This window comes from Flavobacterium frigidum, from assembly GCF_048286795.2.
This window is the reverse complement of sequence record NZ_JBLVPT020000007.1, coordinates 129,131-139,013: the sequence shown is the minus strand read 5'-3', so window position 1 is coordinate 139,013 and position 9,883 is coordinate 129,131. Positions and strand designations below refer to the sequence as shown.

General features: G+C 33.6%; 6 protein-coding genes. 5 read left to right on the top strand and 1 reads right to left on the bottom strand.

The features are described 5' to 3' along the window. Window positions 1-200 precede the first annotated feature (200 nt). Entirely contained in the window at window positions 201-1,172 is a 972-nt protein-coding gene (locus ACNQGB_RS09530; protein ID WP_417946327.1) for a hypothetical protein, read from the top strand. A 47-nt stretch (window positions 1,173-1,219) separates the two neighbouring features. Here ACNQGB_RS09530 and gltX read toward each other — a convergent pair whose 3' ends face one another. After that, window positions 1,220-2,725, bottom strand: coding sequence for a glutamate--tRNA ligase (gltX, locus tag ACNQGB_RS09525; RefSeq protein WP_417946326.1), 1,506 nt, complete (start codon window positions 2,723-2,725; stop codon window positions 1,220-1,222). Between the two features lie 154 nt (window positions 2,726-2,879). Between gltX and ACNQGB_RS09520 the strand changes: the two genes are divergently transcribed. The 4 genes from ACNQGB_RS09520 (at window position 2,880) to ACNQGB_RS09505 (ending at window position 9,678) form a co-directional block, all read left to right on the top strand. Further along, window positions 2,880-6,182 carry a coiled-coil domain-containing protein gene (locus ACNQGB_RS09520; RefSeq protein WP_417946324.1) on the top strand — a complete coding sequence of 1,101 codons (3,303 nt, stop codon included), beginning with the start codon at window positions 2,880-2,882 and terminating at the stop codon, window positions 6,180-6,182. Continuing rightward, window positions 6,179-6,598, top strand: a complete 420-nt coding sequence (ybeY, locus tag ACNQGB_RS09515) for an rRNA maturation RNase YbeY (protein ID WP_417946322.1) — start codon at window positions 6,179-6,181, stop codon at window positions 6,596-6,598. Before ACNQGB_RS09520 ends, ybeY begins: the two co-directional genes overlap by 4 nt. Before the next feature lie 143 nt (window positions 6,599-6,741). Continuing rightward, entirely contained in the window at window positions 6,742-8,613 is a 1,872-nt protein-coding gene (mnmG, locus tag ACNQGB_RS09510) for a tRNA uridine-5-carboxymethylaminomethyl(34) synthesis enzyme MnmG (protein WP_417946320.1), read from the top strand. Window positions 8,614-8,829: 216 nt separating this feature from the next. Continuing rightward, window positions 8,830-9,678, top strand: coding sequence for a class I SAM-dependent methyltransferase (locus ACNQGB_RS09505; RefSeq protein ID WP_417946319.1), 849 nt, complete (start codon window positions 8,830-8,832; stop codon window positions 9,676-9,678). Window positions 9,679-9,883 lie beyond the last annotated feature (205 nt).

Below are 9,883 nucleotides of genomic sequence, written 5' to 3'. Positions count from 1 at the left end.
TTAAACAAGTAGAATTATCAATTAATAACAGACCCATTAGAAAATTCAATTACCTTAGTCCTATTGAAACTCTAAATAATAAGTTTGTTGCACTTATGAGTTGAACACAGCATTTACTTTATTTTAAGAAAAATTATATTAAATTTCTTTGAATGTGTTTACATTTGTAGGATTTTTAATTTTAATCAAACCTATTTATTATGAAAAAAACAATATTATTAGTATTGTGTTTAGTCTCTTTTTTTGCGAAAGCTCAAATTAGTTCTTATTTCCATGGTGATTCTAAAGATTTTATCGATCTTAAAACCAGACCATTAATTGTTGAATTATTAGAAGAAGATGAGAAGATTTTAAAAAAATTAGACAAACCAAAAAAAGCTGAAGAACTTCAATCGTACAAAAAAATGATTAAGTTTTACAATGATGAGATTGTTATTTACGCCAAGAAATATTGGACTTTAAATAAAAATATAGAATTTAAAAAAGCATCTGAAGTTGAAAGTTTAAAAAAAGCTAATAATAAATCATTTGCAATTTTAAGAAATCTACGTTTAAACGATATTGATTTAGATTTTAGATCAAATCTTTATTTAAACGTCATCGTGTATTCAAAGATTGAATCAAACAAAGATAAAGCAGATTCACAGGTTTATTTACCTGTTTCTTATAAGAAGAAAGATGTTTTTTTAGATGAGGCGGATTATAAATATTCTTTAAATGTGTTACAGAACAATATAAATTATATTATATCTGAAAAGAAAAATATAAATTCGGAAGACTATGTGAAAGAAATGGCAAAGGGAAATTGTTCTCTAGTTAAAAATAAAACATTATTAGTTAAAGAGTCACTTTTATATGAAAAGGTTAAGAAAGAAGATTGTTTAAAAAAATACACTGGAAAAGCTATTATAGCTTCTGATGAAGAGATAAATAAAGCTTTTGTGGAAAAAGATAAAGATAAAGTAGTATTGTTTTCTGTACCTTACGAAATTGGAAAAGGACAGATTGGTCCATTAGGTCAATCATTCTTAATGTCGTATAAAGTTATTGTTGACTGTGAAACGGGTAAAATATTGTACTTATTTATGCCAAAGGGTTTTGCTGCTATGGGTCAAAATATATCCTACTTTATGATTGATAAAGATTTTGAAAATATAAAAAATTGTAAGTAGTTTATTTATAATTAAAAAAATAGCTCCCAATTTGGGAGCTTTTTTTTTCATAATGTTTCAATTGCTTTCTGAATTCTTGAAATAGTTTCGTGTTGTCCAATGACTTCAACGATATCAAATAGGTGAGGACCTTTCAAGGCTCCAACTAAACTCAATCGAAAGGGTTGCATAATTTTTCCCATTCCAATTTCGTTTTTTGTCATCCAGTCTTTGACAATGGTTTCGATATTCATCGAAGTAAAATCTGTGATTTCAGCCACAACAGAAATTAATTCTTGCATTAATGCCGGAGTCTCAGCTTTCCAGTTTTTACTGGCTTTTTCATCATAATTTGTTGGAGCTACAAAAAAGAAATCACCCATTTCCCAAAATTCTGATACAAAATGTGCACGCTCTTTAATTAAGGAAACAATTTTCGTAACCTTGGATTCTTCAATATCAAAACCTTTTTCAATTAAAATAGGGGAGAAGGCTCTAGCTAAAATAGCATCGTCTTGTTTGATTAAATACTGGTGATTGAACCATTTGTTTTTTTCCGGATCAAATTTTGCTCCAGATTTGTGAACTCTATTTAAGTCAAATGCTTGTACCAATTCTTCCAGTGAGAATAATTCTTTTTCTGTACCGTCATTCCAACCTAATAATGCTAAAAAGTTGATTACAGCTTCCGGGAAAAATCCTTTTTCCCTGTAGCCTGATGAAACGCCTTCGTTTGTTGTCCAGTCCAATGGAAATACAGGGAATCCCATTTTATCTCCATCACGTTTAGATAATTTTCCGTTACCAATAGGTTTCATGATCAATGGTAAATGAGCAAATTCTGGCGCCTCCCAACCAAATGCTCTGTACAATAAAACGTGCAAAGGCATGGATGGCAACCATTCTTCACCACGAATTACATGCGAAGTTTCCATTAAATGATCATCTACAATATTAGCTAAATGATACGTTGGCATTCCGTCACTTTTGAATAATACTTTATCGTCTAAAAGATTTGTTTCAAATTTCACATCGCCACGAATAATATCACGCAAATGCAACATTTCATTCTCGGGAGTTTTAAAACGGATTACATAATGTTCTCTATCAGCAATTCTTTTTGCAGTTTCGTCTGCAGAAATCACTAACGATGTGTCCAGTTTCTCTCGGTTATGGTGATTGTATATAAAGGTTTTTCCTTGTTCTTCTTCTAATTTTCTTGCTGCATCCAAAGCTTCCGCTGTATCAAAAGCATAATACGCATTCCCGGAATTGATTAATTCAGCAGCATATTGTTGGTACAAATCTTTTCTTTCGCTTTGACGGTATGGACCAAATTTTTCATTTTTACCAATTGTCTCATCTGGCGCAATTCCTAACCATTTCAAAGCTTCCATTATATATTCTTCGGCACCGGGAACAAATCGGTTTTGGTCCGTGTCTTCAATTCTTAGGAAGAAAACGCCATTGTTTTTTTTGGCAAACAAATAATTGAATAATGCGGTACGAACTCCGCCAATATGTAAAGGTCCAGTTGGACTTGGTGCAAAACGCACCCGAACTTGTTTAGACATTGCTGTAAATTTTTTACGAAGATACAAATTCGATTTTTGATGTTATTATCTGAAAATGAGATATTGTAAGATTAATTAGTTTGGTGATTTTTAACATTTCTTTATTCATTTAAATTATTACTTTTAGTGGTTATAAAAAATCAAAGTATAAATTTTGGAAAAACAGCAATTTATTTATCAAAAATTAGAAGCTTTCATCAGAAAGTTTTATACCAACGAATTGATTCGGGGAACTATTTTCTTTATCGGTTTAGGATTGTTGTATTTTCTATTTACGCTTTTTGTCGAATATTTTCTTTGGCTCAAACCAATGGGAAGAACTGTTTTATTTTGGACTTTCGTTGGAGTAGAAGTTTATTTGTTGTTTCGTTTTATTTTGTTTCCCATTTTTAAATTATTCAAACTTCAAAAAGGAATCGATTACAATCAGGCTTCGGCAATTATAGGAAATCATTTTTCGGAAGTGAGTGATAAATTGACCAACTTTTTACAATTATCAAATCCGAATGAGCATCAAATTAAATCGGAACTATTAGCCGCATCGATTGAACAAAAAGCCAATGCGTTGCAACCAATTCCTTTTGGTAATGCTATAAATTATAATGGTAACAGGAAATATTTTCCTTTGGCTTTGATTCCAATAGTGTTATTTGCTTTCTTTTATTTGTCAGGAAACAGTAGCATGATTTCTCAAAGTTTGAATAGAGTAGTGCATTTCAATTCAGCTTTTATGCCACCGGCTCCTTTTAAATTTGTAGTTCTGAATTCGAATTTACAAACCGAACAAGGAAAGGATTTTATACTTCGAATTAAAATCGAAGGGAATGTAGTTCCTGAGAATGCGATGATTTTTATTGATGACGAAAGTTATTTTATGGAATCGACTAAAGCGGGAGAGTTTCAATTTAAGATGGCAAAGCCCTCAGAAAATATTTTGTTCCACGTGGAGGGAAATGCTATTTCTTCTCCTGATTATGAACTTATAGTGATAACCGTTCCCTCTATTGCAAATTTCGAAATGCAGCTGAACTTTCCAGCGTATTTGAATATAAAATCAGAAGTTATCAAAGGAACAGGAAATGCTGTTATTCCCGAAGGAACGCGTGTTACTTGGAAGATGAATACGCTAGCCACACAAAGCGTGGATTGGATAGACGGATTTGTAAAAGCTACTTTTTCGAAAACAGATAACAGTTTTGTTTTATCAAAAAATATTAGTCAAAATACAGATTATCAAATTCTTACTTCGAATGATAAAGTAAAAAACTACGAAAAACTAAATTATCAGCTTACTATTGTAAAAGATCAGTTTCCAACGATTAATGTGAACAACGCACCCGACAGTTTGAAGGTGGCTAAGAACTATGTTTTAGGTCAAATTTCGGATGATTATGGCTTGTCTAAACTTCAGGTTGTGTATTACGAAAGGGAGAAACCGCAAACTGCTAGACGTGGAACAATTGCTGTCGAGAAAAGTGCTTTTGACCAATTTGTATTTTCGTTTCCAAGTAATCTCCCGGTTGTGCAAGGTGTATCTTATGATTATTATTTTGAAGTTTATGATAATGATGCTATTCATAATTTCAAAAGTACGAAGTCATCTGTTTTCTCTAATCGTGTTGCTACAGATGAAGAAAATGAAGATCAAATTTTGGAACAACAGAATGACAACATCAATAGTTTAGAGAAGTCTTTGAATAACCAAGACAAGCAAATTTCTGAAATGGAGAAGTTGCAAAAATCGGGAAAAGAGAAAGAAGTTTTGGACTTCAAAGATCAGCAAAAAGTAAATGATTTCATCAAACGTCAAATGAAACAAGATGAGATGATGAAGGAATTCACAAAAAAAATGAACGATAATTTGCAGCAATTTAAAACGGAAAAAAAGGATGATTTAAAAGAGGAGCTTCAAAAGCGAATGGACAAAGCCGAAAAGGAATTGGAAAAAAATCAGAAGCTTTTGGATGAATTAAAAGAACTGAACGATAAAATTCAGAATGAAGAGTTGTTGACTAAGTTGGATAAATTTAAGCAAAACAGTAAAAACCAAACTAAGAATTTAGAACAGTTGGTGGAGTTGACAAAGAGGTTTTATGTAGAAAAGAAAGCCGAACAATTACGGGACAAATTGGATAAGCTTTCTGAAAAGCAAGATCAATTATCCAACGACGAAAAGGAAAACAAACTGGAAAAACAAGAAGATATTAATAGGGAGTTCGATAAAATTCAAGAAGATTTAAATGAGTTGGAAAAAGAAAATAAGGAATTAAAATCACCTTTGGATTTACCAAAAGACGACACCAAAGAAAAAAGTATTGATGATGATTTAAAGAAAGCTTTGGAGGAATTGAAGAAAGACAAAAAAGATAAAGCGAAGCCAAATCAAAAAAGTGCATCTAAAAAGATGAAAGAGATGTCCCAAAAAATGGCCGAAAGTATGGCTGCAGGAGATATGGAGCAGTTGGAGGAAGATGTTGCTATGTTGCGACAAATACTAGATAATTTATTGGCTTTTTCTTTATCTCAGGAAGAGGTTATGAATCAGTTTAGAAAACATAAATCTGGGTCGGCTGCATTCAATAAAAACATTAAAATTCAGCAAGATTTAAAACAACAGTTTAAACATGTTGATGATAGTTTATTTGCGATGTCGTTGCGTAATCCAAAAATAGCTGAGGATATTACCAAAGAAATTGGCAATGTAATTTACAACGTCGACAAATCGTTGTCCAGTTTAACCGATGCACAAGTCACCAAAGGTTTGTCGCATCAACAATACACAATCTCTGCAGCTAATAAGTTAGCAGATTTTCTAAGCGACATGCTTAACAATATGCAAATGCAAATGTCAGGTGCTGGTTCTGGCAAACCGAAACCCGGTCAAGGACAGGGCATGCAACTGCCAGATATTATTAAAAAGCAAGAAGGTCTTGGTGAGAAAATGAAAGATGGAATAAAAAAAGGAGATAAGCCGGGTGAGGGACAAAAAGGACAAAACGGCAAACAAGGCAAAGCAGGTCAGTCTGGACAAGAAGGTGAGGGTGGTGAAGGGGATGCGCAAGCTATTTTGGAAATATATAAGGAGCAAAAGCAATTACGTGAAGCACTACAAAACGAATTGAACAAACAAGGATTAGGTGGCAATGGACAAAGCGCTTTGGAACAAATGAAGCAAATTGAAAAGCAACTATTGAATAAAGGTTTTAAGAACGAAACGCTTCAAAATATACTGAATGTTAAACAGGAATTATTAAAATTGAAAACCGCCATTCAACAACAAGGAGAGGAAAACAAACGCCAATCTGAAACCAATAAAAAGGAGTTTAATAATCGATCTAATGCGTTGCCAGCTGCTTTATTAGATTATTTGAATAGCATAGAAATATTAAATAGACAATCCTTACCTTTGCGCTCGAATTTTAATCAAAAGGTTCAAGAATATTTTAATAAAAAATGATCAATTTTAATTACGAAACCGATTTTAATTTAGACAACGAAGACGTTGTTGCTGCTTGGTTGGGAAAAGTTATTACCTCGGAAAACAAGAAGGAAGGAGATATAAATTATGTTTTTTGCGACGATGAATATTTACATAAAATTAATGTAGAGTATCTTGATCACAATACGTTAACGGATATTATCAGCTTTGATTATTCTATGGGCAATGAATTGCACGGAGATATTTTCGTTTCTATCGAAAGAGTTAAAGACAACGCTGTTGACTTCAATGTTTCTTTTGAGGAAGAATTAAAGCGCGTTTTAGTTCATGGAATTTTACACTACTGCGGCTACAAAGACAAGGACGAAGCAGAAGAGCTTTTAATGCGCTCTAAAGAAGATGAAAAAATCACTATGTTCCACGTGAAACATTAGTATTGTTTTGGTTTTCAAATCTAAAGTGTTTCACGTGGAACACTTGGTGTTGATTTGAAAAATTATTCGTCAATGTTTCACGTGGAACAAACACATAGATTTCTAAATTACAATCCTGAATCAGGGTTAAATTATACAAGAAGATGTTTCTAAATCAATATGATGTGATTGTTGTGGGTGCAGGACATGCCGGTTCTGAGGCTGCTGCTGCTGCCGCAAATCTGGGTTCGAAAACCTTATTGGTGACAATGAGTTTACAGAATATAGCCCAGATGTCATGCAACCCAGCGATGGGCGGAATTGCAAAAGGACAAATTGTGCGTGAGATTGATGCATTGGGTGGATACTCAGGAATTGTTTCGGACAGAACTGCAATCCAGTTTAAGATGCTGAACAAATCTAAGGGTCCTGCGATGTGGTCGCCCCGTGTTCAAAGTGACCGTATGCGTTTTGCTGAGGAGTGGAGAATGATGTTGGAAGGGACTCCAAATCTTGATTTCTACCAAGAAATGGTCAAAGGTTTGATTATTGAAAATGGAAAAGTAAAAGGAATCCGTACTTCTCTTGGATTGGAGATACTTTCTAAATCGGTTGTGTTGACCAATGGAACGTTCTTGAATGGTTTGATTCATATTGGTGAAAAACAATTTGGAGGAGGAAGAGCAGGCGAGAGTGCTTCGCATGGAGTTACCGAAGATTTAGTAGCTGCAGGTTTTGAATCAGGTCGAATGAAAACAGGAACGCCTCCAAGAGTGGATGGACGTTCGTTGGATTATTCGAAGATGAACGAAGAAAAAGGAGACGCCAAGCCGGATAAGTTTTCCTACTCAGACGTGACGTCACCTTTGGTTCATCAGAGATCGTGTCACATGACGTACACGTCACTTGAAGTTCATGATATTTTGAGAGAAGGTTTCGATCGTTCGCCAATGTTCAACGGAAGAATAAAAAGTCTTGGTCCAAGATATTGCCCTTCTATTGAAGATAAAATTAATCGTTTTGCTGACAAGGAAAGACACCAATTATTTGTTGAGCCCGAAGGTTGGAATACATGTGAGGTTTATGTAAATGGTTTTTCAACATCGCTCCCTGAAGATATTCAATTTAAAGCGTTGAGTTCTGTTGTAGGATTTGAGAAAGTTAAATTCTTTCGTCCAGGTTATGCAATCGAATATGATTATTTCCCGCCAACACAATTGAAACATACCCTGGAAACAAAGCTTATTGAAGGGTTGTATTTTGCAGGACAAATAAACGGAACCACCGGTTATGAAGAAGCTGCTTCCCAAGGATTGATGGCTGGAATAAATGCGCATCTAAAAGTGCATGAAAAAGCGCCGTTAATATTAAAAAGAGACGAAGCATACATCGGAGTTTTGATTGATGATCTAATTACAAAAGGTACAGAGGAGCCGTATAGAATGTTTACTTCTCGTGCAGAATACAGAACGTTATTACGTCAAGATAATGCCGATTTCAGATTGACTCCAATGTCGCATGAAATAGGTTTGGCTTCAGAAGCGCGTTTGCGTAGAATGGAACACAAATTAAATGAATCTGAAAAAATGGTGACTTTCTTCAAAGAAACGAGTGTTTCGGTTGCAGAAGCAAATCCTATTTTAGAATCAAAAGATACGGCGCTGATTACGCAAGGGGACAAAATGTTCAAAGTGTTTTCTCGTCCGCAAATTGATTTAGAAGACATCATGAAATTTGAAAAAGTTGCAGTGTATGTGGCAGAAAATGATTTGGACCAAGAAATTTTGGAACAAGCGGAAATCCAAGTCAAGTATTCTGGTTACATCGAAAAAGAAAGAAACAATGCGGATAAACTGCTTCGATTGGAAGATGTAAAAATACCAGAGAATTTTGATTATGAAAAAATCAAATCGATGTCTATTGAAGCAAAACAAAAATTAAGCAAGATTCGTCCAGTGACCATTTCTCAAGCATCAAGAATCAGTGGTGTATCACCAAGTGATGTTTCGGTATTGTTAATTTACATGGGACGTTAGGCATTGTAGATTTTGATTAACGATTTTTGATTGCACATTTATGAAAAATCAGAAATCGTTAATCTTTATTCTTAAATCAATTTGTTCCACGTGAAACTACGTTGTGAAGCCGTGCTATAACTGAAGAATCATAAAAATAAATAATTCAGCCCTGAAAGCATCCGTTGGTGTTTTCAGGGTTTAGTTTAAAATTAAAATATTAAAGAGTATTAATTAATGGACATTTCAAACCAAAAGCCTTTTTTAACCGTTAAAGATTATTCTGTTTCTCAGGAAATTTTCGACCTGTATCATGACGCCAAATTAGACATGCTGATTACAACGCCGCAACCAAGTTTAGAAAATTTAGGAAAGTACTACGAAAGCGTAGATTATATTTCGCATACGGATAGCAAAAGATCTTTATTTGAAAAAGCATATCATTTTGTAAAAAGCATTGCGCTTAAAAACAAATTGAACTTAATCAATTCATTGCAATCAGAGAAAGGAAGTATTTTAGATATTGGTGCTGGAACAGGAGATTTTTTGTCAGTTGCTAAAAATAATGGTTGGCACACAGTAGGAGTAGAGCCAAGCGAAAAAGCAAAAGCGATTGCAAAAAAGAAAGGTGTTTCATTTGTTGAAGAAACCAGTGAATTAGAGAATCATTCTTTTGATGTGATTTCGATGTGGCATGTTTTGGAACACGTTCCTAATTTGGAAAACCAAATCAAAGAATTGAAACGATTGCTAAAACCAAACGGGACTTTAATTATTGCCGTTCCAAATTTCAAATCCTTCGATGCAAAATATTACGGAAAGTTTTGGGCCGCTTATGATGTACCCATTCATTTTTGGCATTTCTCTAAAACAGCTATAAAAATGCTTTTCGAAAAAGAAGATATGAAATTGGTAAAAGTACTTCCTATGAAGTTTGACTCTTTTTATGTGAGTTTACTTTCGGAAAAATACAAAACTGGTAAAATGAATTATGTAAAAGCTTTTTTTGTGGGATTACGTTCAAATTTTAAAGCAAAGCAAAATTTTGAGTATTCATCACACATTTACATCCTCAAAAACAACTAAAAATCATTTTAAACGCATTTAAACACCGATTTTTAATCAATCCACATCAGTAATCGGGATTTGAAAGAAGGTCCGTTTAAATAAAGATATGGAAGCCGATTTTAATAGTTGTAAATTATATCAAAATCAATCGCAATAATAAAATCCTATATCATAAAAAAAGTAGCATTTTTAAAACTTTATGTCAATCCTATCTATTTTTTTA

Bases quoted from the DNA above. Each gene is read 5' to 3' on its own strand.
- ACNQGB_RS09530 (WP_417946327.1), top strand. From the start codon at position 201: ATGAAAAAAACAATATTATTAGTATTGTGTTTAGTCTCTTTTTTTGCG.
- gltX (WP_417946326.1), bottom strand. From the start codon at position 2,725: ATGTCTAAACAAGTTCGGGTGCGTTTTGCACCAAGTCCAACTGGACCT.
- ybeY (WP_417946322.1), top strand. From the start codon at position 6,179: ATGATCAATTTTAATTACGAAACCGATTTTAATTTAGACAACGAAGAC.
- mnmG (WP_417946320.1), top strand. From the start codon at position 6,742: ATGTTTCTAAATCAATATGATGTGATTGTTGTGGGTGCAGGACATGCC.
- ACNQGB_RS09505 (WP_417946319.1), top strand. From the start codon at position 8,830: ATGGACATTTCAAACCAAAAGCCTTTTTTAACCGTTAAAGATTATTCT.